The sequence below is a fragment of the Arthrobacter sp. UYCu712 genome, from assembly GCF_040547005.1.
In the GTDB taxonomy this organism is placed as follows: domain Bacteria; phylum Actinomycetota; class Actinomycetes; order Actinomycetales; family Micrococcaceae; genus Arthrobacter.
The window spans coordinates 159,511-183,040 of the sequence record NZ_JBEPOZ010000001.1 but is presented as its reverse complement, the minus strand read 5'-3'; the positions used below and the strand labels follow the sequence as shown (position 1 = coordinate 183,040).

General features: G+C 64.3%; 22 protein-coding genes, 1 tRNA gene and 3 pseudogenes. 11 read left to right on the top strand and 15 right to left on the bottom strand.

Going from position 1 to position 23,530, the window contains the following annotated elements:
• Window positions 1–347 precede the first annotated feature (347 nt).
• On the bottom strand, window positions 348–884 hold the full coding sequence (locus ABIB51_RS00925; RefSeq protein WP_354184911.1) for a sigma-70 family RNA polymerase sigma factor: 537 nt from the start codon (window positions 882–884) through the stop codon (window positions 348–350).
• Window positions 885–1,302: 418 nt separating this feature from the next.
• Window positions 1,303–1,695, bottom strand: a complete 393-nt coding sequence (locus tag ABIB51_RS00920; protein WP_354184661.1) for a VOC family protein — start codon at window positions 1,693–1,695, stop codon at window positions 1,303–1,305.
• 1,375 nt (window positions 1,696–3,070) lie between these two features.
• Between ABIB51_RS00920 and ABIB51_RS00915 the strand changes: the two genes are divergently transcribed.
• Window positions 3,071–3,769, top strand: a complete 699-nt coding sequence (locus ABIB51_RS00915; protein WP_354184660.1) for a TetR/AcrR family transcriptional regulator — start codon at window positions 3,071–3,073, stop codon at window positions 3,767–3,769.
• 531 nt (window positions 3,770–4,300) lie between these two features.
• On the opposite strand, the gene ABIB51_RS00910 is transcribed toward ABIB51_RS00915, so the two are convergent.
• Window positions 4,301–4,477, bottom strand: a complete 177-nt coding sequence (locus ABIB51_RS00910) for a hypothetical protein (protein WP_354184659.1) — start codon at window positions 4,475–4,477, stop codon at window positions 4,301–4,303.
• A 76-nt stretch (window positions 4,478–4,553) separates the two neighbouring features.
• Complete coding sequence (locus ABIB51_RS00905; protein ID WP_354184658.1) at window positions 4,554–4,757, bottom strand: helix-turn-helix domain-containing protein; 204 nt, start codon at window positions 4,755–4,757, stop codon at window positions 4,554–4,556.
• Window positions 4,758–5,226: 469 nt separating this feature from the next.
• Between ABIB51_RS00905 and ABIB51_RS00900 the strand changes: the two genes are divergently transcribed.
• Window positions 5,227–6,159: a ferritin-like domain-containing protein gene (locus ABIB51_RS00900; protein WP_354184657.1), complete on the top strand. Its 933-nt coding sequence runs from the start codon at window positions 5,227–5,229 to the stop codon at window positions 6,157–6,159.
• A gap of 313 nt (window positions 6,160–6,472) precedes the next feature.
• Here the strand turns inward: ABIB51_RS00900 and tatC are convergent.
• Window positions 6,473–7,207 (bottom strand): annotated as a pseudogene (gene tatC, locus ABIB51_RS00895) (twin-arginine translocase subunit TatC); the annotation flags it as partial.
• Window positions 7,208–7,869: 662 nt separating this feature from the next.
• Here tatC and ABIB51_RS00885 point away from each other — a divergent pair.
• Entirely contained in the window at window positions 7,870–8,868 is a 999-nt protein-coding gene (locus ABIB51_RS00885) for an IS30 family transposase (RefSeq protein ID WP_354184655.1), read from the top strand.
• Window positions 8,869–9,212: 344 nt separating this feature from the next.
• Here the strand turns inward: ABIB51_RS00885 and ABIB51_RS00880 are convergent, their stop codons facing one another.
• Entirely contained in the window at window positions 9,213–9,905 is a 693-nt protein-coding gene (locus ABIB51_RS00880) for a hypothetical protein (RefSeq protein WP_354184654.1), read from the bottom strand.
• 6 nt (window positions 9,906–9,911) lie between these two features.
• Window positions 9,912–11,651, bottom strand: a complete 1,740-nt coding sequence (locus ABIB51_RS00875; protein WP_354184653.1) for a CocE/NonD family hydrolase — start codon at window positions 11,649–11,651, stop codon at window positions 9,912–9,914.
• A 121-nt stretch (window positions 11,652–11,772) separates the two neighbouring features.
• On the opposite strand from ABIB51_RS00875, the gene ABIB51_RS00870 reads away from it, so the two are divergent.
• Window positions 11,773–12,405, top strand: a complete 633-nt coding sequence (locus ABIB51_RS00870; protein WP_354184652.1) for a TetR/AcrR family transcriptional regulator — start codon at window positions 11,773–11,775, stop codon at window positions 12,403–12,405.
• Window positions 12,406–12,413: 8 nt separating this feature from the next.
• Here the strand turns inward: ABIB51_RS00870 and ABIB51_RS00865 are convergent, their stop codons facing one another.
• Window positions 12,414–13,046, bottom strand: coding sequence for a Type 1 glutamine amidotransferase-like domain-containing protein (locus ABIB51_RS00865; protein WP_354184651.1), 633 nt, complete (start codon window positions 13,044–13,046; stop codon window positions 12,414–12,416).
• 281 nt (window positions 13,047–13,327) lie between these two features.
• Between ABIB51_RS00865 and ABIB51_RS00860 the strand changes: the two genes are divergently transcribed.
• From ABIB51_RS00860 to ABIB51_RS00850, 3 genes are all read left to right on the top strand, one after another.
• Window positions 13,328–14,488 (top strand): calcium:cation antiporter, encoded by a 1,161-nt coding sequence (locus tag ABIB51_RS00860; protein ID WP_354184650.1) that lies wholly within the window; start codon window positions 13,328–13,330, stop codon window positions 14,486–14,488.
• Window positions 14,489–14,639: 151 nt separating this feature from the next.
• Window positions 14,640–14,834, top strand: coding sequence for a hypothetical protein (locus ABIB51_RS00855; RefSeq protein WP_354184649.1), 195 nt, complete (start codon window positions 14,640–14,642; stop codon window positions 14,832–14,834).
• A 151-nt stretch (window positions 14,835–14,985) separates the two neighbouring features.
• On the top strand, window positions 14,986–15,618 hold the full coding sequence (locus ABIB51_RS00850; RefSeq protein WP_354184648.1) for a transposase: 633 nt from the start codon (window positions 14,986–14,988) through the stop codon (window positions 15,616–15,618).
• A 20-nt stretch (window positions 15,619–15,638) separates the two neighbouring features.
• Here the strand turns inward: ABIB51_RS00850 and ABIB51_RS00845 are convergent.
• From ABIB51_RS00845 to galU, 7 genes and pseudogenes are all read right to left on the bottom strand, one after another.
• A pseudogene (locus ABIB51_RS00845) lies at window positions 15,639–15,920 on the bottom strand (transposase); the annotation flags it as partial.
• 142 nt (window positions 15,921–16,062) lie between these two features.
• Window positions 16,063–16,135: transfer RNA gene (locus ABIB51_RS00840), tRNA-Ala, on the bottom strand.
• A 46-nt stretch (window positions 16,136–16,181) separates the two neighbouring features.
• Complete coding sequence (locus tag ABIB51_RS00835) at window positions 16,182–16,982, bottom strand: SDR family oxidoreductase (RefSeq protein ID WP_354184647.1); 801 nt, start codon at window positions 16,980–16,982, stop codon at window positions 16,182–16,184.
• Between the two features lie 24 nt (window positions 16,983–17,006).
• Window positions 17,007–17,765, bottom strand: coding sequence for a VOC family protein (locus ABIB51_RS00830; protein WP_354184646.1), 759 nt, complete (start codon window positions 17,763–17,765; stop codon window positions 17,007–17,009).
• Window positions 17,766–17,927: 162 nt separating this feature from the next.
• On the bottom strand, window positions 17,928–18,911 hold the full coding sequence (locus ABIB51_RS00825; RefSeq protein ID WP_354184645.1) for a hypothetical protein: 984 nt from the start codon (window positions 18,909–18,911) through the stop codon (window positions 17,928–17,930).
• 119 nt (window positions 18,912–19,030) lie between these two features.
• On the bottom strand, window positions 19,031–19,651 hold the full coding sequence (locus ABIB51_RS00820; RefSeq protein ID WP_354184644.1) for a GNAT family N-acetyltransferase: 621 nt from the start codon (window positions 19,649–19,651) through the stop codon (window positions 19,031–19,033).
• Window positions 19,652–19,656: 5 nt separating this feature from the next.
• On the bottom strand, window positions 19,657–20,574 hold the full coding sequence (galU, locus tag ABIB51_RS00815) for a UTP--glucose-1-phosphate uridylyltransferase GalU (RefSeq protein ID WP_354184643.1): 918 nt from the start codon (window positions 20,572–20,574) through the stop codon (window positions 19,657–19,659).
• Between the two features lie 108 nt (window positions 20,575–20,682).
• Here galU and ABIB51_RS00810 point away from each other — a divergent pair, with 108 nt between their 5' ends.
• The 4 genes and pseudogenes from ABIB51_RS00810 to ABIB51_RS00795 all read left to right on the top strand — a co-directional run bounded on the left by ABIB51_RS00810 (window position 20,683) and on the right by ABIB51_RS00795 (window position 23,501).
• Window positions 20,683–21,318, top strand: coding sequence for a 5-formyltetrahydrofolate cyclo-ligase (locus tag ABIB51_RS00810; protein WP_354184642.1), 636 nt, complete (start codon window positions 20,683–20,685; stop codon window positions 21,316–21,318).
• A gap of 138 nt (window positions 21,319–21,456) precedes the next feature.
• Window positions 21,457–21,720 carry an FmdB family zinc ribbon protein gene (locus ABIB51_RS00805; RefSeq protein ID WP_354184641.1) on the top strand — a complete coding sequence of 88 codons (264 nt, stop codon included), beginning with the start codon at window positions 21,457–21,459 and terminating at the stop codon, window positions 21,718–21,720.
• 349 nt (window positions 21,721–22,069) lie between these two features.
• A complete protein-coding gene (locus ABIB51_RS00800; protein WP_502916055.1) occupies window positions 22,070–22,660 on the top strand; it encodes an RcpC/CpaB family pilus assembly protein in 591 nt (196 codons plus the stop codon).
• A 217-nt stretch (window positions 22,661–22,877) separates the two neighbouring features.
• Window positions 22,878–23,501 (top strand): annotated as a pseudogene (locus ABIB51_RS00795) (dihydrofolate reductase family protein).
• The last annotated feature ends 29 nt before the right edge of the window (window positions 23,502–23,530 follow it).

The window sequence follows — 23,530 nt, the reverse complement described above, 5'->3', positions numbered from 1 at the left end:
ACACGCGAAAACCAGCGCCGCTGGGGTGGAACCACCCGAGCACGCGGCTCAACTACACCTCAGGCATCCGGTTCGCCACCGAGCTGCGTCGCAGCCACAGGATCGAGGGAGTGGAAGATATCGTCCCTGCTCACCTCGGTCCCGTACACCGCCCGATACTCGTCCTGGGCTTCGTCGGGACACTGTCTGTGTTCGTCTTGGCAAAGGATCCTTTGCTGAGACGGATGTGGGCGAAGTGGTCGGTGTCAAATCAGGTACCGAATCGGCAACGGACTATCGTCCGGTATGCCCGCGGGCCGTCCGTCAGTGGTGCGGCAGAACCGGCAGCTGCTTGTCAGGTCGCAGAGTCAGGGCCGCCCCGCACGTTCCAAGGAGAGGCGCATTCTGCTCAGGCCGTCCCGGATGCGGGATTTCACCGCCGGGACTGTGATCTTCAATGCGGCGGCTACCTCGGTCTGGGTGTGGCCGCCGAGATATGCCAGGACGATGGCTTCTGACTGCCTTGCGCTGAGCGTGGACAGGCACGCATGGACTTCTTCCGCCCTGAGCCTGCGCAGGGCAAGGTCCTCGGTTAGTTCCTGGCCCAGTGCCGAGGTCTCGCGCTGGTGCCGGGAGTCATGTTCAAGTGCGCTTTGCTCGCGCCGGACCCTGTCCACCGCGCGGCGGTGGGTCAGGGTAAACAGCCAGGCTAGAGGCGTGCCCAAGGACCGGTTGTATCGTCCCGCTAAGGACCACACGTGCACGTAGACTTCCTGCACCACATCCTCGGCCATGCCCCTATCCCTGATCACCCCCAATGCCAGAGCGTATAGACGCCTCACCGTCCGCGAATACAGATCCTCGAACGCATTTGCATCCCCCGCTTCGATTCTGCCCAGAAGCACCTGCAAAGACTCCCCGGGTTCAGGGATGCCCCGATCGTTGCCGGTAATTGTCACTGTCACCTGCAATACCCGGCCGCAGGAAGCACCGGACACTCATGACCAATCACCACAAAACCCGGGACTTGCACGATGCGCTCCGCACTCTTCAGATGGGTTCTTCTCCCATGTGCACCGAACCTATCGCGGGATCGGGCCAAATACGATCACAAAGAAGTAAATCTCTTAATGTATTGACAGGATCGGTAAATACGCCGTCAAGGACTATGACCGGGGAATGATGGTGTAGCGGCCCGACACCCCGGGCGTGGGATTCCGACGGGCGTCGGTCAGAAGGGCTTTCAGTTCATCCGGTGCGTGGTCGCCGGTGACGGGTTGCAGCCTTTGAAGGGCCCTCGGCGGATAGCAGGCGCCCATGTGGCTAGCCTGCGGGTACGAAAAATTCCAGAGCGATTCCGTCTGGATCCTTGAAACTCAGGGCCGTTCCGTAGGAGGCATCGACCAACCCGCTGTGCTCGACGCCAATTTCTTCGAGATGGTCGCGCCACTCGAGCAAGCCTGTTCGATCATGCACCGCGAATCCGATGTGGTCGAGGCCGGGATTTTTTTCATCGAAGTCCTTTGCGGAACTGATGGCGTGCTGGGTCAGCCCGAGGGTAAGCCCATCGGCGAGTGCGAAGATCCTGCGTATGAACGGGCCGTCAGCCATATACCCCGTAGGCTCGGTTTGCCAGAGTCGAGAGTAGAAGGTCGTACTGGCGATGATGTCCCTGACGGTCAGCGCCAGATGGTCAATATTCGGCAGAGCGGGCATGAGTGTCCTAGTGGTAAATTTCGGTAGCAGACTCCTCCTAAGGTACGGCAACTCAAGGCTGAGATCGTGATGTGACTGGTGCTCGCGTCCGGGACAACTTGGCCATTCGCTCCGAGCCTAATTTCCGTATAGGTCTGGGGGTACGTGCGCTTGCGCCTGATCCCGGCAGTGTGCGCCCACTTTTGGCAGGTACTCCGGTTCAGTCCGAGCTCCTCGGTGGCCTCGACCACAGTTCCCAGACGCGCCAAGGCAGAAAGAAGTCCTGTCGTTGAGCACGGGTATGGGACTGCTGCGGACGCTTCACTGTAGCCCCAACCAAAGGCGCGGTGTTTTTCGCTAAGGAAGAACTATTTCTTGATGGTGAATCCATGGGTGGTGCTACTCCGGATTTTCGGAGGTGCTGCAACGATCGCTAGAACTCGCCACCAACGGGCACCGGGCCGTCCGCCTGTGGGCAGTTTTTCATGGCCGCGAACGCTAACAGCTGGTTTCGAAAATGCGTCCCAACGGCGCCGACTGAGCATGCTTGACGACGTGTTTCCGAACGCCAAAACCTGACTTAAGGCAGAGTAACTTATATGGATCAAAAGATCACTTACTCGGGTACCTTCGTATTCGAGGGACTGGTCTTCTCGCACAAGTCGACGATTTTAGGGACTACGACGTCCATCGTCCGCTGACCCCGACGGGAGCAAACCTCCTCGGCCTGATCGGCGTACAGTTCGGGTATGTCGGAGAGGTCGCCGGAACAGGTAACGGCGTCCAAGGGGGGCCTCCAAAGCTGTCCGGCGCGCTTTGGCGGCGATGTCTCTAATAGTTTTGCCGGGGTGACAGCCGCGGCCGGGTGCAGGGTGGCGACGTTCCGTCCGTCAGTTCTTGAGGATTCGAGCCGCGCCAGTTTCGTACACTGCCAGGATTTCGTCATCGTTCACCGCTTTCACCCAGCGCCGTCGGGGCATTTACGGGCAACCGGTTCCGCGGGGCGGGAGGCCTCTGATACTGAGCAAGTGTTCGGCCAGTGCTATTTCCGATTGCCCGGGGTGCGCGGCAAGATGCCGGTGAAGTTCATCCCTGGCCCGGGCATGGTGCGGATCGGTCCCTAACAGTATCGCCTCGATTACTTCGGCGGCCTGTCGGCGTATTCCCGCGAGATCATCTCCTGTGGGCATTCTGGCTTCCAGGGGTGCCTGCTGTCCGCTTCCGGCCGGTGTCGGAACGGCCGCTTGATGCATCGACATTGACTGTTCCTTTGTTCGCCGGCCCGGATGGCGGCCGTAAACCCGCCTGCAGTCAGAAAACACGGGGCTTCAAATCATGGCAAAATAGTACAACGGTACCGACCGGTCTGTCCCTGAATTCATGTAAATTTCTGTGCATGGATTCACCTGCCCTGCCGGGGCACCCGGCACCGACCCCGCCCGTCCCCGATGCTGTGGTTTCGCCGGATTCCGGAGCCGGGGACGCGGGCGACCGGATCCTGGCCGCCGCGTATGAACTCTTCTCCCGCCGCGGCGTCCGGGATGTCGGCATCAACGAGCTCATCAGCCGTTCCGGGGTCGCGAAGGCCACGTTCTACCGCCACTTCCGGTCCAAGGACGACGTGGTTCTGGCTTCCCTGGCACACCGGGACCAGGTCTGGACAACGGACCAGATCCTCGCCGGTGCCCGGCGCCGCGGGACGACTCCCACCGAGCAACTGCTGGCCATTTTTGGTGTGTTCGGCGACTGGTTCTCCCGGGATGACTTCGAGGCATGCACATTCACCAAGGTGTTACTGGAGTTGGGACCGGAACATCTTCTCGGTCAGGCCAGCATCGGCTACCTCGCCCGCATCAGGGAACACGTCCAGGCCCTGGCCGAAGAGGCCGGGCTGGAAAGGCCCGCAGAGTTTGCCCGTTCCTGGCACATCCTGATGAAAGGGTCGATCATCTCCGCTGCTGAAGGCGACACGAAGGCCGCGGTCCGTGCCGGGAAAATGGCTGCCTGGCTCATCGAACACCACCGGCCCTGGCAACCCGGGCGGCCACTGCGCCGTTCTTCGGACAGTCCTGAATCGGGGCGCACGTATAAGTGAGCCCCGGCGGTTGACACCTGCGTTCCGCTGCCGCTGCATGGAAGCGGGTTTCGGACACCGCTGCCGTGGCAAGCGGGCGCTTAGGAGAAATCTCGCGCAGGGCCTCAGAGCACGCACCCAAGGACGGCGGGCGACGGAAACAGCTGATCCTTGCCGCATCCGGTGTTGCCGGAGCGGTGGCCGGCGCCTTGATCTGGCGCGCTTCTACCCGGTCCTCAGGGGCACGGCCGGCGCTCATTGCCTTTTTGGGCCGCCCGGGGAAAGGCGCCGTACCTGCGGCATTGGCGTCAGCTCAGGACAGCCCCGGACTGCTGCCCCCGCGACCGCCACCCGCGGTAAACCACCAGCTGGCGGTAAATTACTGGCCTGTTAAACCACCCAAAGAGAGCCTGCCTGCCAGTAAGGGCACCACATTGTGGAACCTCGGAGTTCCCCCGCGCGCGTCGGCACGCGCAGGTACCCGGGTCGTACGGCTGCCGGGGTGGTCAAAGGGTTTCCTTAAGGACCGGCGCCCTTTGGTGCCGGGGTTCCTCAGCTCGGGAGGGTCACGGTCCGATAGTCGTAGTAGACGTAGTGGTCGCTGGGGCCGTTTTTGGCAAGCAGGCCCAGGCAGCGGCCTTTGATGGCCATGACCACTCCCTCGGTCCGTCCGTTGAAGGGCTCGTCCGCGACAACGTAGTCGCCGATTCTAAATGGATTCCTGGACATGGTGTTCCCCCTTTTTCTGGCACTGAAATATCTGTAGCGGACCCTGCCGGTGCGCGTGATTTCTGCCGGCCCGATCCTAGGTTCCCGGCCCGGGTATCTCCGCGTCGTGGACGTACCGGTCGACGGCGGCTTCGCTGACGCGGAAGGAGCGCCCGAAACGCGCTGCGGGCATCGCACCGGAGCGCACCAGCCGGTAGATGGTCATCTTCGAAACGTTCAGGCAGGCCGCCACATCGGAGACCGTAAGATATGTGACCCTTGACGAACTTTCTCCGGACATCTCCCCACCGTTCCTTCACCGCTGGCGCGGCGCTTGGTTGCGGCCGGCCTTTCTGCAACTGTAGGGGCCAGCTGGGCTGATGTGACAGACGAGGAAGCTAACGACTTAACGACGATCTGCCGCGTGAAAATCACCGCCACTTCGGGGAACTACAGCGTGCTTGTGCCGTGAAGTGCCGCACAGGCCGCCACACGCTGCCATTTTGATGTGGTATTGGAACCCTTTCGTGATTTGCGGTGAAGCCCGAGCCGCACACAGCTTCTGGTTTCTGCAGACGGGGCCTCCGCCGCGCCCAAGCCATCGCCCCATGGACCGGTCCACGGGAACCGGAAGAACGACCCAGAACAGCCCCGCACCCGGGACAACAACAACACCGCAGTTTGGGGCTCACTCTTTCGGCCCGCGCCCCGCAGGAGTACCCTCCGGAATGTCATGGTCTCAAAAACGCACTCATGACAGGAGCACACCCATGTTCGACCAGAAATTCATCACCGAAGCCCTCGACCGCAGTGCCGAGAACCCGATGGACCGGCGCATCCTGTTCCGGGCCGCCGGCATCGCCGGAATCGGCGGGGCCGCGGCCTTGCTCGCAAGCTCACCGGCGCACGCAAACTCCGGTTCGGAGAATTCCGGTAAGGGGCCCAGTGACGGGGCCATCCTGAACTTCGCCCTTAACCTGGAATACCTCGAAGCGGAGTTCTACCTCCGGGCGGTCACCGGCCACGGCCTGGATGACGACCTCACGGACGGCAAGGGCCGCAAGGGCGGCGTTACCGGCGGCGCGCAGGTCCCCTTCAAGCCCGGCAGCCTAATCGAAAAATACGCCAAGGAGATAGCCGCCGACGAAAAGGCCCACGTCAAATTCCTCCGCACCGCGCTCGGGAAAGCTGCCGTTTCCCGGCCCCAGATTGATCTGGAGGCCAGCTTCAAGGCCGCAGCCAAGGCTGCCGGCCTGGACCCGAACTTTAACCCCTTCACCGATGAGATCAGCTTCCTCCTCGGCGCGTTCATCTTCGAGGACGTCGGCGTCACCGCCTACAAAGGAGCGGCACCGCTGATCGATAACAAAACCTACCTCGAAGCCGCCGCGGGGATCCTCGCCGTCGAGGCCTACCACGCAGGCATCATCCGCACCACCCTGTACGCCCGCGACCTGCAGTTGCCGGCCCAGAAAATCTCGGATGCCCGGGACAGCCTCGACGGGTCCACCGATCTCGACCAGGGCATCGGCACCGAAGACACCGCCAACCTCGTCCCCACCGACGGAAACGGCATCGCCTTCAGCCGCAGCCCCGGACAGGTCCTGAACATCGCCTACCTCACCCCCAAAAAGGCACGCGAAGGCGGGTTCTTCCCCAAGGGCGTCAACGGCGCCATCGACACCAGCGCCGCCCACTCCTGACCAGAACGGACCCCGCCAAAGGAAACACCGGAACAAGGGCAGGCGGCACCCTGAAAGGTGCCGCCTCCCCCGCCAGGGCAGAACGGACCCCGCCTCGGCAGCCTCGGTGAGACACAGACCAAACCATTCCCACGACGCTCCGGACACCTGGTGAGAGGACTTGGCCCAGTTCCGGCACGCCCGCCGAAGCCGGCCGCGTCAAGCTGTTCCAGAAGCCGGGGGCACCGTCACGGACAGTCGAGTACCGGTCCGGGTTCCACCCCGTTGCCTGGCCGTCAGCCCCTGCATCCGGCACGGGCACGGGCACCGCGGGCTACAGGTTCTTCAATTCGGCGCCGGAAGTGCCCTGGTCGGCGGTGGCTACGGTCTCGGCACCAACCTTGGCCGCCCGCTTCTCCCGACGGCGGTCATTGAGCAGGCACATCCCAATGGCGGTGAAGAAGAGCACCAGCATGGGCACGGCGAGGTAAAACATGCTCATCGCGTCAACGCCGGGCGCGGCCATGGCCGCGAAGAGGCAGACCAGGAACGCGGTGATCCGCCAACTCTTGAGCAGCTGCGCTCCCTTGACCAGGCCGGCCAGGTTCAGCCCAAACAACACCACCGGCAGCAGGAAGGCGATGCCGAACGCCAGCAGCAAGCGCAGCACAGAGGACAGGTACACCTGGGCGCTGATGAAGTTCGAGCCGCCCGAGGGCGTGAAGTCGGTCAGCACGCGCGCCGCGTTCGGCAGCACCAGCCACGCAAGCGACACGCCCCCGACGAACAGCGGGACGGCCGCCGCGACGAACGACAAGGCGATGCGGCGTTCCTTCTTGTGCAGGCCGGGCACAATGAAGGCCCAGAGCTGGTACAGCCAGACGGGGCTGGCGACGATCAGGCCCAGGAAAACGGAAACCTGGACCAACAGGTCAAAGGAGCTCGCAACGCCGTCGAAGTTCAGTGACGCCTGCCGGCCCTCATGCCCGTTCAGGTCCCGGATCGGCTTGATCAGCGCCGCGAGCATCGGCTGGTATACGAAGAAACCGGCCACAGTCCCGAGGACGACGGCTCCTCGTCAGCTGCAGGCATCCGGTTTCTTGCCTCGGTAAAGCACGGGCAGGGTCTCAAACCGTCCGCCCGACATGCTGGCATCGATAAAGAGGTCGGCTGCCGCTGGCTGCGCGAGGAATACTTGCGCCTGCGTCGCAACGGCAAGACTCCGAGCGAGACGACAGCGGAGCTCGGCTTCGCCACGTCCCGGCTGGCGGCGTAGGAAGCTGACGTCGGCCACGTCAAAGACCGCCATCATCTTCGGGTGAATATTGACGAGGAGGCGAGCTTTTGGGCGGCGTTTGATCGCGGGGAAAGCCTTGAGGAGGCAGCTACGGCAGCGGGTGTGAGCCGTTCGACCGCCTATCGGTGGATGCACCGTCGTTTCGACCAGCTACGTCAGTCCAAGGTGACCGTTAGGCGGTGCCAAGACCAATTGCGCCTGACGGACCGCCTCAGCCTGAACTTCGAACGCGACCGATTATCCCGACTATCGAAAGAGCGAAATGCGGCCACGGCGGCGCAGCACGCCGCTTCCCCTCCTCCGGTCGTTATTCAGACCAGATGCTCGGTGCGGTGCTCTCAGAGGCGCAGCAGCACCGTGCTGCGCGGGCCGAGAAGTATTGGCAGCTGATGCGCAACGGGGTGAGCAACGCAGAAGCATGCAGACTTCTTGGTATGCACCTGGATGCGCGGGAGCGGTTACGGATCGCGGACCTGCTGCGGCTGGGGCACTCGATGCGGCGCATCGCGCTGGAACTGGGCCGTCACGCCTCCACGATCAAACGGGAACTCGACCGTCATCGGGACGCTCAGGGCCTCTACCTGCCCCGTACTGCCGATCATGACGCCCGGCTGCAACGGGCCCGACCGAAAGTGCATAAGCTCGCTGCCAACACCCGGCTGCGCACCCTTGTGCAACGCAAGCTCAACCGTTTCTGGTCGCCGGACGAAATCTGCGGGTGGATGAAGAAGACATACCCCGATGACCAGACGATGCGGTTGTGCCCGGAAACGATCTACCGGGCACTGCTACTGCGTGAGGACCACGGCCTGCACCAGCGGTATGCCACGAAGCTGCGCACCGGCCGTAGGATCCGCAAGACGCGCTGGCGCATCCGCACCGGGCAAGGCTCCCGGATCCGCAACATGACCATGATCGACCAGCGGCCGGCAGAGGTGGAAACCCGTCTAGAGGCCGGCCACTGGGAAGGGGACCTCATCGTCGGCGTCGGGTCAGTCTCGGCGATGATGACACTCAGAGAAAGGAAAACCCAGTACGGCATCATCATAAATCTGCCCCTAGATCACACCGCTGCGAGCGTCAACGCGGCCGCCATCAGCGCGTTCGCGAAGCTGCCAACACACCTGAAGCGAACACTCACCTGGGACCAGGGCGTGGAAATGGCCAGCCACGAGGAACTAACAAAGAAGACCGGGGTTCCGGTCTACTTAGCCGAACGCTCCAGCCCCTGGCAGCGCGGCGCTAACGAGAACTTCAACGGGCTGGCCCGCCAATATTTCCCCAAAGGCACCAACCTCGCCGTTCACAGCGTTGAGCACGTCTCCCACGTGATGCGCGAACTCAACGAACGGCCGCGAAAATCCCTCGACTACGACACCCCGGCAGCACGATTCAAAGCAGTACGCACCGCCCCGGCCGCCGCTTTGCGATAGCCTCAAACCACCGGGAAACGACCCGAAAATCACGCATCTGTTGCGTCGACCCCCAGAAACCGCCCACCTTCACCGGGCAGTTTTGCGGGCGGGTCTTACGGGAATCGGCCGGCCGCGGAAACACGGTGATCGTGATCCGAAAATTTTGAGTGGCGCTTGCGCCGTTGGGGGCCGGCTTACGGGCTGCGAGATGACATATAGGCGCTGCGAAAAGACCGCCATTTATTGCTGCGATTCACACGTGGGTTTCGGCAGCAACGGGATGTCTTTAACCTGTAGATTTCGGAGACGGCGGATACATGTCTTCTTGCCTTTGCCATGGGATGTACCGGCGCCCAGCCGTTTCAGCTGCTTTTCGGTGCCGGCCCGGATAGTTCGGCAGCCGCTCTGAGAATCCATGCGCGGAACTCGACCGCGAAGTGTTCCAGGTGCTGTTGGACCACGTCGGGAGCACACGTGGCCGGAAGGGTCACGGAGAGTGTCGCGGTGAAACCGTCGGGCTCCTCGTCGAAGGCGTTGGCTATCGACCCGACGATGGTCCCGTCTTGAAGGAGCATTTGGGATTGCCGGCCGGCCGGCTGATCCCTGCGTAGTCCGTCGTCGGCGATGACGCTGTCGTCGTAGGGTCGCATGAAGAACGAGCACACGTATTCGCCGAGGGTCTCGACGACGTTGACGTTGCTGCCGGGTTCGGCGTGGATCGAGTAGTGCTCCGGGTGCCCGGCGAGCATGACATCTTCGCGGGCGAAGGCGCGACTGAGCCAGCCAGTGAACTGCGCCGCAGTGATGCCATGGGCGAGGAGGGCCGTGGTACCGGTCGTCTCCTCGCCACCGGACCGGTCGAGGTGGTCTCGGAGGAAAGCGTCGCCGAAGGCGATCTCGTCACTGAGGAGTTCCAGGAGCCGTTCTCGGCCGAGCTTGCTTTTCAGGAGCCGGAGTGCGCGTTGGGCGGAGAGCAGTTCGAATCCGTCGATGCTCGTCTCGGTGCTCTCTCCAGCCAGACGCACCCACGGTGCGGTCGTGTCTTCCGTGTTCATTATCCCTCAGTTCTTTCGGACGGGCAGCTGGAGGTAGGACGCGTGCGCGCCTCCGGTATGGATGACGTGCGTGCCAGTGTTCGCGCCGATGTACTCATGGATCCCCGGCATGAGTGTTCCCAGCAGATTCCGGGAGCTGATCACGAAGCGCAACTGCTCGGCAGGGCGGAACGCAAGCCCTACGGGGAGCAGGTCGATCTCGATCTCAACAATTTCCCCTTGGCTTAGCTTTTCGATTCGGTCGAAGCTGTGCGCGGGCACGTCGTCAGTCGCAAGGGTTTCGTCCAGGTGCCGCGCGGAGACACGGAGACGGCCGTCCGAGCCCTTGTAACGGAGAATCGTCGCGCCATTGTCAGTGAGGTCGTGCGCCATCGGGCTGGTGTTAGGAACGGTGAACGCCTGGAGCGGAGTGCCGTACGCGTCGAGCTTCTGAATCAGGACGAACAGGTCCATGTCGTCGGCGTCGCGCGCCTCAACGAACAGGCGCGCCTTCGGGTAGCCGACGAGGGTCGTCTCCTCGTCAAAACGGGCAATGAAGGACACTGCGTTCGGGTTGAAGTCCACTTTGTAGGAGACTTCGGCCGGGGCAGCGGGTGCCGTCGTTGCGAGGGCGCGGGTGCTGCCGTCGAGGTAGTACTTCGTTGAGGCGACGTCGGCGGGCGGGAAGGACTCCGCGGGCACGGCGACCTGGTCGCCGCCTTCCAGATCGAGGACGGAGTATCGGACGCGGGGAGTCTGCTCCCAGCCGTTGTCCTCGTCCTTGAGGTAGCGGTCGAAGAACCGGCGCAGGTCCTCAACGTTGGCTTCGTCGTAGTAGTCCGGCCATTCCTGCCCGTTGTGGATCCGCAGCCATTTCTCCTCGGAGGCGATTCGGCGCCAGGCCCGGAAGGTTCCCGCGGTGTGCAGGGTGTTGGAGTAGCTGGCCACCACGTAGGCCGGCACGGTGATGCTGCTGAAGTCCGGGATCTTGTTCTCCCAAAGGTCCGATATCAATGGGTAGCGTTCGACTTCGGCAAGGATGTCTTCCTTGCGGTTCTTGCCGAAGAAGCTGCCGTCCTGGAGTTGCTGGGCGAAGCCGGTGTCGGGCATACCGCCGCGCATCACCAGGTCGCGGTACACATCGCTGACACCTTCCCAGGGGTTGATGGCTGCCAGGTGCGGTGGCTGCTCGGCCGCGGTGAACCACTGGGAAACGGCCAGGTATGAGGTGCCGCTCATGCCCACTTTGCCGGAGCACCAGGACTGGTCGGCCAGCCACTCGATGAGGTCATAGCAGTCACGGCCTTCCTGCCGGTCCCACAGCACACTGTCGCCCTCGGAGTCCACCACCCCGCGAACGTCCGGGTTACACACGGCGTAGCCCTGGGCGCACCAGTACGCCGGATCCGGGGCCTCAAACTTTTCCAGCCCGGACACGAAACTGTTCGGCAGGCCCACCAGCCCGAAGACGCCCATCACGCTCAGGGAGGTGCCTTGGCCCTTGCCGTACGGGCTCCATGCCACGATGACCGGAACATTTTCGACGCCGGCAGGGCGGAAGATGTCCACGTAGATGGTCACGCCGTCACGCAGCTGGACGGCAACGTCCTTCTCGAAGACGACGTCGACCGGCAGGGGCCGGAACTGCGGCGCCACCTGGTACCCGGCTGCCAGAGTCCGGGTCCCGGGATCAAAACCGGTCAGCACCCCGGTCCGCGGCGCCGGCAACGGGTGGGACGGAACAAACAGCTTTTGTTCATCGCTCATGGGGAGTTCCTCTGGTCTGGGACCCGGGAACTTACTTCCCGAACTGCTGCGAGCGTACGCCCGATTCCGAGTTAACTCAACAATCGTTGAGAAAACTTTGGGCGCCCGATAGATTGGGGACATGCCGGAACCTAAAACGTCAGCCCCGAAGGCCCGCCGCGGAAGGCGGCCCGGACCGTCCACCACGCGACAGGCCGTACTGGACGCCGCCCGCGCCAGGTTCGCTTCCGACGGCTTCGCCGCCACCACCATCCGGTTGGTGGCCGCCGATGCGGAGGTGGACGCCTCCCAGGTGATGCAGTTCTTCAAGTCCAAGGACGAGCTCTTCGCCGCAGTGATGGCCGTGCCGCCGTCGGCCCTGGAAAGATTCAGCACGGCATTCGAGGGCCCAGACGAACACCTGGGTGAACGGGTTGTCCGCGCCTACCTCAGCGCCTGGGAAGGACCGCCGGAAGAGTCGGAGCCTCTGATGGCCATGCTGCGCGGAGCCATTGTCAACGACAAAGGGGTGGGACAGCTCCGCGAGTTCATCCAGGCACGGCTGGTGGACGGCACGGCCAAGAGTACCGACGCCGATGCGGCACTGCGGGCCGGCCTCGCAGCTTCCATGCTGGTGGGGGTGGTGACAGGCCGCCGGATCATCGGCGTACCAACACTTCTCAACACAGAAACCGAAGAACTGATCGGTATCCTGGCGCCGGCCATCCAGCAGATCCTCGCACCCAACCGGCCAGGTCAAAGTAGCGTCCGGTAAAGGATTCCTCAGCGAAGCACAACGCTGCTGCCATTGACCACCAGCGCCTGACCATCTCGAAGAGCCCAATAGGGTTTACGCTCCTGGGTGTAAGCCGCAGCCACCCTGGTTAGGGCTTCGCTCTCCGGGTGCTCCGGAGATCCTAGGTGAGGCACGAAGGGTCGATCCAGGATGCTGAGGCCATCAAACACGACGGTTCCGTACATGAACAATGCGTCCGCCGTTGGATCACACTCTTCGAGGCCCAACAAGCTCGGCGCTAAGACGCACGCCCCCGCACTGAAGCCGGCGTAGACCAGTTCGTCCGCTTTGAGACGATCCTTAATGAGCGCGTCGGCCCCCGATTGTGCCAGAGCCGCCCGGAGCGTGAAGACGTTGCCGCCCCGAACCCAAAGGAAGTCCGGGCGGCCAAATTTCGCAGAAAGGCTCTCAATATCGTGTACCCGAAGGTCGAGTTCACTCGCTGTGAGCCCAACGCCCTCGAGATTCTCAATCTGACGTTCTGTCTCTTGGCCCCGCATGTCTGGATCGGCACCGTCTAAAGCATTCATGATGACCCACCCGCGTCTACTTCCCCGGACCATACCCGTGAACACTTCGGGATGGTCACCAAGCTGGTACGACGACAGGTAGAGGCGCATGAAGCCATTGTCCCGACTTTTCGCGCACGAAGGTCGGGCCGCTCTAGTCGCCCGGTGAGGGATCCCCCTTACGGACAGGTGCGGCGGACCGCTCCATGGGCGGTAGAGCAGCGGCATCTAATTCATGTCGGAACCTGTTGGTGATTCCGGTCGCTTATAGGTTTCCGAAGTACCCGCAACCATGATGCGTAACCTATCCTCAAGAGGAAACGGAAGTTACGGACGGGACGGCCCGCCCGTCCGAACGACACGGGGACGGCCCTGTGGAATAGGGGCAGCCCGTGCCTTCCTCTCCTGCCCAGTCCATCATCACGCCCGTCGCTATTGTTCGCCTCCTGGTGGGCTGGGGTGCCGTCATCGGATTAGATTTTGCCGGGCCTTTGCTTGAGCCACCAGTTCCCACGCCGCTGCTAGTTATCGCGCTGGTGCTCATCGTCGGTGTCGTTCTGGTCTGCGCCTTTGGCGTGGTCCATGAGGCCGAACAGCTCGCCCACCGACTTGGTGATCCCTATGGCTCCCTGGTTCTCACTCTCTCGATCGTGCTGATCGAGGTGGTGCTCATTTCCGCCGTCATGCTGGGACCCGGCGAGCACACCACCATTGCGCGGGACTCGGTGATGGCCGTATCGATGATTATTCTCAATGCGGTCATTGGGCTCTCTCTTCTCGTTGGGGCGATCAGGCATGGCAATCTGGGCCACAACCGCACTGGCACCTCCTCCTATCTCGCACTGCTCGTCGTTCTCCTCTCGCTGGCCTTTGCCCTGCCGACCATGGTTGGCCGTGACAGCTCCTACACCCCTGCGCAGGAAATCCCCATCATCGTGCTGACCCTCGCTCTCTATGCCTTCTTCCTTTACCGGCAGATGGGCAGGCAAGCCGACGACTTCAGGGAAGTCGATCCACGCTTCACAGCCGATCCTGGCTCAAGCGTCAACGTCGCGTCAGAGTACAGCCGCCGGAGCATCACCCAAATCATCGCCGAGCATCGTTCCGAGGTATTGATACGGATAGCACTGCTTATCGTGACGGTCCTGCCCATCGTGCTCCTCTCGCATGACATGGCCACGCTCCTGGACGATGGGCTCGGGCGCGTCGGTGCTCCCGTGGCGCTTTCTGGCATTCTGATCGCCATGATTGTTTTCTTGCCGGAATCGATCACGTCAGTGCGCGCAGCACTCCAAGGAAAGGTTCAGCGGGTCAGCAATCTATGTCACGGAGCCCTTGTCTCCACGGTTGGCCTGACTATTCCCGCCGTCCTCATCATCGGCAGCCTCACCGGGCAAACCGTCGTGTTAGCGGAGTCCCCTGCCAACCTGCTACTCCTCGGCGTGACGATGTTGCTATCCGTGACCACGCTCGCTTCCAAGAAGGTGACAGCGATGCATGGCGCAGCCCATCTCGTGGTCTTCGCGGTCTACGGCATCGTCGTATTCTCCTGAGCGATGCCGCTCCTCAAAAGGGGGCACGCCCTCGGCCAGCCATGGCGACGGTTACACGTTCACCCGGAAGGCCTGACTCGTAGCGCCCGTAAGCCGGTCCACTAACGCGACCGCGAACTTAACCCGTCAATGCAGACCTTAGGCTGATGTCATGAATAACACCATGAGAGCAACGCTCCTTTGGTCACTGGGGGCAGTTATTTTCTCTCTTGTCGGCGTATATATCGCATTGAACTCCTATGGGGTTTGGTACAGCATCATCTCGGCGGTCATAGTTTTGCTCGCCGGCGCTACCTTCGCCGCCAGGGCTATTCTTTCGCTTCGTGCCTCAGATCCCAATATCTAGCTGAGCAGCCAGGGCACATGCGTGGTCACGTTCTCGGTTCTACTGAACGCAGGCTCTACGGCACGCGCGTCAGGGGCAGTCCCTCGGACGCCCGCGCAATCAGGTGCTGGAGCCACGTGCCGCGGGAATCAGAACAGCGATCAGGATTCTGTTGGCCTCCCGGTCCCTGCTGGATCACCAACGCAGCGCCAACCGCAACGCGCTCACGGCCCTGCTCCGCGGCACAGATCTCGGAATCGACGCCCGCGCATCCCTCCGGGACGCGCAGATCACCGCCATCGCAGCCTGGCGGAGCTCAAACAGCACCGACCCCGTGATTCGCGTCGCCCGCGCCGAAGCCAAGCGCCTGGCCCTGGCCATCAGAGACTTCACCGGCCAACTCGCCAAAAACCACAAGGCCCTGGCCCAACTCACCGAAGAACTGGCTCCCGGACTGCAAACCACTCCCGGAGTGGGCCCAGTGACAGCGGCCATCATCATCTGCGCCTACTCCCACCACGGCCGGATCCGCTCAGAGGCAGCCTTCGCCGCACTCGGCGGCGTCGCCCCACGCCCTGCCTCATCCGGCAACACCAGCAGACACCGACTCAACCGGTCAGGGGACCGTCAGCTCAACCGCGCCTTCGACGTTATCGTCCGAACAGGAATGAGCTTCGACAACCCAACAAAGGACTACGTGAGCCGCAGCAGAGCAACAGGGAAATCAAACCGCGAGATCCGCCGGAACCTCAAACGCTACGTCTGCCGCGCCATTTTCCGCCAACTCCAGACCATCATGGCTTGACAGAACCCATAGAAGAGTCATTTTGGGGGCAGCTCCCGGGCGAAGAACGCCGCTGCCCGGCGCAGGATCTCGTTCTCCTGCTCCAGCAGCAGGATCCGCTTCCTGGCATCCCTGAGCTCGCCGGCTTCCTTTTCCGTGACGCCGGGACGGGCACCGTCCTCGATGTCGGCTTTCTTCAGCCCGTTGTGCAGGGTTGCTTCGGAAATTCCAAAGTCTTTGGCGATCTGCGAGATCGGGGCTTCGTGCTTCCGTGCCACGGCGACCACGTCGCGGCGGAACTCAGCGGGGAAAGGCTTGGGCATGTGACCATCCTTGCTGCAAGGAACGAATCCTCACAAGTCAGGAGTCAAGCAAACCCGGGCAGTCCCGGCCACTATTTCCGGACCAAGTGTTACCAAAGTGTTTATTCCGTGCACGCAAGGATTCAAAAACCCCTGCAAACTGTGGAGCTAAGGAGATTCGAACTCCTGACCTCTTCGATGCGAACGAAGCGCTCTACCAACTGAGCTATAGCCCCGAAGCAACGCCGGTCCCGAAGGAACGGCGTTGCCGGTGTCCCTAGGCTACAAACTATCTGCCGTCTTTTCCAGCCAGCCCGCAAATGTCTGCCGGCCGTGGCGCGCCTCGGGGACCAGATTCAGGCCCGCGCGCAGGTATTTTCCCATTGGACCCGGCATCGGCAGCCGCACCAGGACGCCGCGAGCACCGGTGGCCCGCTTCCATTCCAGTGCCAGCTCGCCCATGTCTGCAATCTCCGGGCCTCCGATAGTCAGGACGCGGTGCCGCTCCCCCAAGGCCGGCACCAGCGCGGTGTCGAGCAGAGCGGTAGCCACTTCGGACGGAGAGATCGGCTGGAAGCTGGCTCCTTTCAGCACCGGGATGATCCGCACCTTCGCCCCGGCCGCGAACATCCGGGCGAGCAGCGAGTGGAACTGCGTGGCCCGGAGTGCGACCGTCTCAAGACCGGACCGTTCGTACACGTGTTCCTTGGCCGCCTTCGAACAGTAGAAGCCGAAGCTGCTCTGATCGCAGTTGATGATGGACAGCATCACGGCTTTGGCCACCGCGGCGTCCTGCGCGGCAGCCAGAAGCCGGGCTCCGCCGTCGGCGAAGTTCTTCAGCGCCTTGCCAGACTGGCCCTCAAGGCAGTCGACGACGACGTCGGCGCCTGCCAGTGCCGCTGCGAGGCCTTCGCCGGTGGTGACGTCGCCGCGGAAGTACTCCGCGCCGTCGAGCCGTCCGGGGGTCCCGGGCGGCGGCGGATTGCGGCTGAGAACAGCGACGGAGAGTCCGCGGTCAACGGCCTGGCGCACAACCTCGCAGCCCACCTGGCCGGTTCCGCCGGCAACACAGATTCGAGTCATGACCCGAGGCTACCTGCTGGGGCGTCAGCCCGGGGTGAGGACGCAGAACTCGTTGCCCTCTGAGTCGGCAAGGCACACCCAGGGCACATCGCCCTGGCCGACGTCGGCGTCCGTGGCGCCCAGAGCCCGCAGCCGGGCCACCTCGGCCGCTTGATCATCACCGGGGTACGGCCTCAGGTCGAGGTGGACACGGCCCCACATGGTCTTCTCGGCGGGCGTGCGAACGAACTCCAGGTACGGCCCGACACCCTTGGCCGAACGCAGCCTCGCATGATCGTCGGTCACTTCGTGCAGGGTCCAGTCCATCGCCTCGTTCCAGAACCGGGCCATGGCCCGCGGATCCGCACAGCTGACCACCACCGCGGCGATCGGCCCGGTGTCCCGGTAGATCGGTCGAGGCTCCAGCACGCGGAACAGGTTGCCCTCCGGGTCGGCCAGAACTGTCCACGGCACATCGCCCTGGCCGGCGTCGGCGGGCGTCGCACCGAGCTCCAACAGGTGCGCAACCAGCTGCGCCTGATGGGCCGCAGAGGTGGTGGCGAGATCGAGGTGCGCGCGGTACCTCACCGTCTCGGGGTCCGGGACTGTGACGACATCGACGCAGACGGCGACGGGGTCCGGCCAGACGAAGCCCTCGGGTTCAACATTGGTCACACCGGGTCCCTCGCTGGATACACCCCAGCCGAGCGCCTCCGCCCAGAACCGGCCGAGCGCCGAGTCATCCCGGCCTTGAAATTCACCTGAACAAGTCGCAGTGCCATACCGCCCGACCCTAATACCCACGCAATACCCGATATGGGAGGCACGCCCCAGTACGCTGCCGCGGCAGCCCCGGGCACAAGAAAGCCCCGGGCCGCCTCGCAGGCTGCCCGGGGCTCGGAACTCGGGGCTCGGGGCTCGGGGCTCGGGGCCCGGGGCTCGGGGCTCGGGGCTCGGAAGAAATGTTCAGGCGCGGCGGCGCTGGAGAACGTCATCCAGGTTGCTGAGGGCACGCTGGCCCTTTCCGACGGCCTTCGTGTCTGGGTCGGCAGCGGCCGTAACCGCAGGGGCTGCCGGTGTGATGCCCTGTTTGAGCGAGGGCTTGCCGACTGCTTTGGGGGCCTCCGGCAAATCGAGCGGACCGGGCGCCGCACGTTCCGCTTTGGGCGCTTCAACATAGGTGGGCTTGGGAACTTCCACCGGGTCCCAACTGGCGGCCTCAGGAGCGGGGGCCGCCGGATCCGGGCGGACGCGGTCCGAGTCGTCACCGGACGCCGCGGCTTCGGACAGTGCCGCCTGCCGGAGTTCCAGGGCGGTGAGCTGCGGGGCCGGTTCCGGCGAGGCCGTCTCGGCCTGGGCGTCGAAGAGCGGGCTCTCCGCCCGCGCAGTTGCAGGGGAAGCCGTCCGCTCCGGGGCGGCAGGCGCCGCGGTGTGTCTCGGCGTCCCGCCCATGGCGGATCGGAAGGCAGCGTCCACCTTGCGGCGACGGTCGCGCACGGCGAGCCGGCGCAGCACCACCACGGCACCAAAGGTGCCGAGCAGGGACACCACGGGCAGCCACCCGGAACCGATACCGAAAATTCGAAGCGCTGCAGAGACGACGCCGGTGAGCAGCGCCAGCAGGCCTGCCACCGCGAGGGCCAGCCGTCCGTAGCGGATCTTGAAGACCGGGGCCGGCGCCGTGGACTGCCGGGCGGCGTCGGGGTTTGTGGACCCCTGGGCGGGGACAGTACGCGGTGAACTGGTCATGGGTTTCTCCTGCTGGGGCGTCATCATCATGACTCTCCCGGCTTGGGGGTCGGCTGCTGCAATATCGACGACGTCCGCCAGGAGCTCGCCTGCAGGCTGCAACTGGTGGCGTCCGTTCCGGAGTACGTAGGGGGCCACCCACACAATCCAGAGCGCAACAGCAATGACAAGGATCACAGAGCTGCTAAGAGGGAAGTCCACAATCAAAACGGTATGAGCAACACGGCTGGCGGGCCCGCATTGTCCGCGGTGTGTCGCGAGGCAACCGGCAAATGACTTGATTTACTTGTGTCGCGGCTGCTCGGAACGGGGCCTGCAGTTCAGGACGGGCGGTTCTTGAGCCACCGGGCAAGAAGGCCCCCGGGCACTTCTTCGGCTGTCAGGGCGAACGTCCGGTGATCGGCCCATTCGCCGTCGATGTGGAGGAACCGCGGGCGGTACCCCTCGTCCCGGAAGCCGAGTTTCTCGACCACCCGCAGGCTGGGCGCGTTCTCCGGCCTGATGTTGATTTCCATCCGGTGCAGCCCCAGCGTGCGGAAGCAATGGTCCGTCGCCAACGCGACGGCGGTGGGTGCGATGCCCTGGCCGGCCCGCGCCTGGTCCACCCAGTACCCGAGCGTGGCCATCATCGCGGAACCCCACACAATTGAGGACACCGTCAGCTGGCCGACGATCAGGGGCTCCCGGGCGCCGGGCGTCCATTCCGTGATGACGAAGGGCAGCGCGGAGGCCTGGGCGGCCTGGGCCTTGAGGGAGCGCACCATCTGCCGGTAATCCGGCAGGCCGCCCCCGGGCGCCGGATTAGACGCCTCCCAGGGGGCCAGCCATTCGCTGTTGCGGGAACGGACATTGGTCCACTCCTTGCGGTCCCGGTACCGGATCGGGCGCAGCACGATATCGCCGCACTCCAGCGTCACCGGCCAGTTGAAGCTGCCCCCCACGGGAGTTACTTGGTCAGGCTGGAGGTGAGGCTGGAGGCGAATTCGGGCAGCCATTCACGCAGGCCGGGGCCCAGGTCATCGCTGTCGCAAGCGAGCTGCACACAGGCCTTGAGGTAGCTCAGCTTGTCCCCGGTGTCATAGCGGCGGCCGCGGAAGACGACGCCGTACACGCCGTACCCTTCGCCATCGCCCGACGCGAGTTCCTGGAGGGCGTCGGTGAGCTGGATTTCGCCGCCGCGGCCAGGCGCGGTGCGCTCCAGGACATCAAAGACCTCGGGGTGGAGGACGTAGCGGCCGATTACGGCCAGGTTGGACGGGGCGTCCTTGACGTCGGGCTTCTCCACGAGGTGGTTGATGCGGACGTACTCTTCGCCCTGGATCGCCTGCACGTCGGCGCAGCCGTAGGCGCTGATCTGGGACGGGTCCACCTCGATCAGCGCGACAACCGAACCGCCGGTCTTGGCCTGGACGTCGATCATGGTGCTGAGGAGCTCGTCGCGGGCGTCGATCAGGTCATCGCCCAAGAGGACGGCGAAGGGCTCGTAGCCGACGTGCTGCTTTGCGCGCAGGACGGCGTGGCCCAGGCCCAGGGGATCGCCCTGGCGGACGTAGTGGATGTCGCCGAGGTTGCTCGCGGCCTGGATGGACTCCAGCTTGGCGGTGTCTCCCTTGGCTTCAAGGGTGGCTTCCAGCGTGGGGACCCTGTCGAAGTGGTCCTCGAGCGCACGCTTGTTGCGGCCGGTGATCATCAGGATGTCGCTCAAGCCGACGTTGACGGCTTCCTCGACGACATACTGGATGGCCGGCTTGTCGACGACGGGAAGCATTTCCTTCGGCATGGCCTTGGTGGCCGGAAGGAACCTCGTGCCGAGGCCCGCAGCGGGGATGACGGCTTTGCGGACGGAAGCGTTGGGTGTAGTCACTCGACTAATCTAACGGAGGTACCAAACATTAGGTAATTAGCTACAGCCGGTCATGAGCCCGGGCCGCCGCGGCTCCGGCCGAGACGGCAACAGGCGGAGGGCCCGGCCATGAATGCATCGAAGGACAAGATCCGCGCCAGCCACCGGTCACAGCGCGCAACGCTTGGGCTGGCGACGCTCGGCGACGCGGGTGCAGCCATCGCCAGGCATGGCCTGGCGTGGGCCGACAAAATCGCCGGCGGCGCGTCGGGAAGCTTCGCCGTCTACCTGGGCGTTGGCACAGAACCGCCGACCCTCCCTCTCCTGACGGCCCTGCACGACGCCGGACACCGCGTGCTGCTGCCGGTCTGCGAGCCGGGCCTGGAATTGAGCTGGGTCTATTGGACTCCGTCGTCGGGTTTTGCCCGCAGCCGCTATGCGCCCATCCAGGAACCCGTCGGAGACCGCCACGGAACGGAAATCATGGAATCCGCCGCCGGCATTTTCCTGCCGGCCACGGCCGTCGATCACTCCGGCAACCGGATCGGCCAGGGCGGGGGCTATTACGACAAGTTCCTCGCGGCGCTGGAATTAGTCCTGCAGGACCGGAAACGGCCGGACGACGGCGGGGGGCCGTCTCCGCTGCCCACTGCCGCCGTCGTCTACGACGCCGAGGTCCTGCCCGCCGGCAGCATCCCGGCGGAGTCCTTCGACCGCAAGGTGGGGTCCGCCCTGACGCCGGGCGGTGTGATCCGCCTGCTCTGAGGCAACATTCCCGGGATGATAGAATTGGCACTCAGGCCCTGCGACTGCTAAGGGTCGGATTCCGTCGATAGGTTTATCGGCAAAGATCCCGACCAGGCAGCACGGGACCTGATCGTTTGTCCCTGAGGAGGATATCCAGTGCCCACGTACGCATACGCCTGCAAGGACTGCAGCCACGCCTTCGAGATCGTGCAGTCGTTTACCGACAACTCCCTGACGTCCTGTCCCGAGTGCCTGGGGACCCTGCGCAAGAAGTTCAACAGCGTCGGCGTGGTCTTCAAGGGCTCCGGGTTCTACCGGACCGACTCCCGCGATGCCAAGGGCAGCACCGTCTCCCCCGCCCCCGCCCCCGCTGCGACCCCGGCCGCAACTCCTGCTCCCGCAGCAGCTGCCGCGAGCTAAGCCGCCGCTTTCCGTTCCGGACTGCAGCTTGTCCACATAGGGCTGCCGCCCCCTGCCCGCACGTCATGTCTGCGGTTAGCGTGGCGGCATGGCAACGGCCGAGATTTCAGCACGTATCCCCCGGTGGGACACTTCCCAGGGTAGTTACCGCCCCGCTGACCTCCGTGGTGTCGTTTTCCGCGTGGGTTTTCTGCTCAGAGGCGTCCTGTCGGTGCGCCGGCGCCCCGACCGGACGCGTTCCGGAAAGCCGGCCGGTAGGGGCGCCGGAGCCAGGGTGCCGGGCCGGCCGCCGAGGCGCCACCGCCTGAGAGGCTGGCTGAACCGCAACCGGCGCCTGGCCGTGGCCCTGCTGCTGTGCGTCGCCGCCGGAATCGCCGTCCAACAGCTGACGCCAGCTCCCGACGACACCGTCAGCGCCCTCGCCGCCGTCCGGGACCTGCCAGCCGGCAAAATCCTCGACGCCGGCGATGTCGCGGTCCTCAACATCCCTGACGGTTTGCTGCCCGACGGTAGTTTCAGCCATCCCTCGGCAATCCAGGGGAAGCAGCTGGCAGCCGCACTGCGGCAGGGACAGCTCTTGTCCGATTCGCAGCTCCTGGGCCCGGGCCTGCTGGCCGGCAGTCCACCGGGCTCCTCGGCGGTGCCGCTCCGGATGGCCGACCCAGCTTCGATCCAGCTGCTCTCCCCCGGTCAGCTGGTCAACGTCGTGATCTCCGGCGGCAACGGCTTTGACCAGCCGGCCACCTCCGAGGTCCTGGCCGCCGCGGTGCCCGTGTTGTGGACCTCCGCGCAGGGCGGCAAGGCCGGCCAATGGCTCGCGACCGGAGAACCGGACGGCCTTATGGTCGTGGCAGCCGATGCGGGCCAGTCGCGCCGGCTGGCCGGCGCCTCCACCCAGGGAAAGCTGTTTTTTGTCCTGGTGGCAGCGGCGCCCGGGTAGACGCCACGGCCTGCCGGCAAGCCGGCGCCAGGTCGTGTCTCCCAACCTTCGCCCGGTGTCCGGGGCGGGCTGACGCCGCGGCCCGGCTGGGGTGTTACTTGATGCGCGGTGGGCCTGTGTCGAGCCTCTGACCCGTTGCTTCGCACCGGGATCGTGTGCCAGCCTCGAAGTGATCCGGTCGCCGGGGTGACGCCGGGCGACAGAGAAGGAGCACCGCATGGGACTCATCCATATCGACCTGTTCACCACGCTCGACGGCGTCGCGCAGGCGCCCGGCGGGCCGAACGAGGACGCTGACAACGGTTTCGCGTTTGGCGGCTGGCAAGCGCCTCTCCTGGACGAGGTCGTCGGCGAGCAGGTCCACTCCGGGAGGGCGGGGATGGACGCGCTGCTGCTTGGGCGGCGGACCTACGACATTTTCGCCGCGTACTGGCCGCACGCGGACGGGGACATCGCGCGGCTGTTCGACCGCCTCCCGAAATACGTGGCCTCGCGCCAGACGCCGGCCCTCGAGTGGGCCGACTCCACGCTGCTCGGTCCTGATGTCGTCGCCGCCGTGCGCGAACTGTGCGACCGGCATACGAACGTCCACGTCATCGGCAGTCTAAACTTCGTGCAGACCTAGTTCGCCGAGCGGCTCTTCGACCGGCTCACGCTGTGGGTGTATCCGGTCCTCCCCGGCGGTGGAAAGAAGGTCTTCGCCGACGGCGTGGTTCCGACGAACCTCAGACTCATCGAGCCGGTCGTGGCCTCACCGAAGGGTGCGGTGCTGCACCGCTACGCCCTCGCCGATGGCACTCCTGGCGTCGGCGATATCTCGGCCGCCGAACAGGCGGGCTAGTCTCCCACTATCAGTGCTACGGGGTGGCC

What these genes read in the sequence shown, in the direction of transcription:
- ABIB51_RS00865 (WP_354184651.1), bottom strand. Translation starts at nt 13,046, where the DNA reads ATGCGCCTCTACCTGTCGTCGTACCAGCTTGGTGACCATCCCGAAGTG.
- ABIB51_RS00915 (WP_354184660.1), top strand. Translation starts at nt 3,071, where the DNA reads ATGGATTCACCTGCCCTGCCGGGGCACCCGGCACCGACCCCGCCCGTC.
- ABIB51_RS00870 (WP_354184652.1), top strand. Translation starts at nt 11,773, where the DNA reads ATGCCGGAACCTAAAACGTCAGCCCCGAAGGCCCGCCGCGGAAGGCGG.
- ABIB51_RS00835 (WP_354184647.1), bottom strand. Translation starts at nt 16,982, where the DNA reads ATGACTCGAATCTGTGTTGCCGGCGGAACCGGCCAGGTGGGCTGCGAG.
- ABIB51_RS00905 (WP_354184658.1), bottom strand. Translation starts at nt 4,757, where the DNA reads ATGTCCGGAGAAAGTTCGTCAAGGGTCACATATCTTACGGTCTCCGAT.
- ABIB51_RS00900 (WP_354184657.1), top strand. Translation starts at nt 5,227, where the DNA reads ATGTTCGACCAGAAATTCATCACCGAAGCCCTCGACCGCAGTGCCGAG.
- ABIB51_RS00810 (WP_354184642.1), top strand. Translation starts at nt 20,683, where the DNA reads ATGAATGCATCGAAGGACAAGATCCGCGCCAGCCACCGGTCACAGCGC.
- ABIB51_RS00875 (WP_354184653.1), bottom strand. Translation starts at nt 11,651, where the DNA reads ATGAGCGATGAACAAAAGCTGTTTGTTCCGTCCCACCCGTTGCCGGCG.
- ABIB51_RS00910 (WP_354184659.1), bottom strand. Translation starts at nt 4,477, where the DNA reads ATGTCCAGGAATCCATTTAGAATCGGCGACTACGTTGTCGCGGACGAG.
- ABIB51_RS00880 (WP_354184654.1), bottom strand. Translation starts at nt 9,905, where the DNA reads ATGAACACGGAAGACACGACCGCACCGTGGGTGCGTCTGGCTGGAGAG.
- ABIB51_RS00920 (WP_354184661.1), bottom strand. Translation starts at nt 1,695, where the DNA reads ATGCCCGCTCTGCCGAATATTGACCATCTGGCGCTGACCGTCAGGGAC.
- ABIB51_RS00885 (WP_354184655.1), top strand. Translation starts at nt 7,870, where the DNA reads ATGCACCTGGATGCGCGGGAGCGGTTACGGATCGCGGACCTGCTGCGG.
- ABIB51_RS00855 (WP_354184649.1), top strand. Translation starts at nt 14,640, where the DNA reads ATGAATAACACCATGAGAGCAACGCTCCTTTGGTCACTGGGGGCAGTT.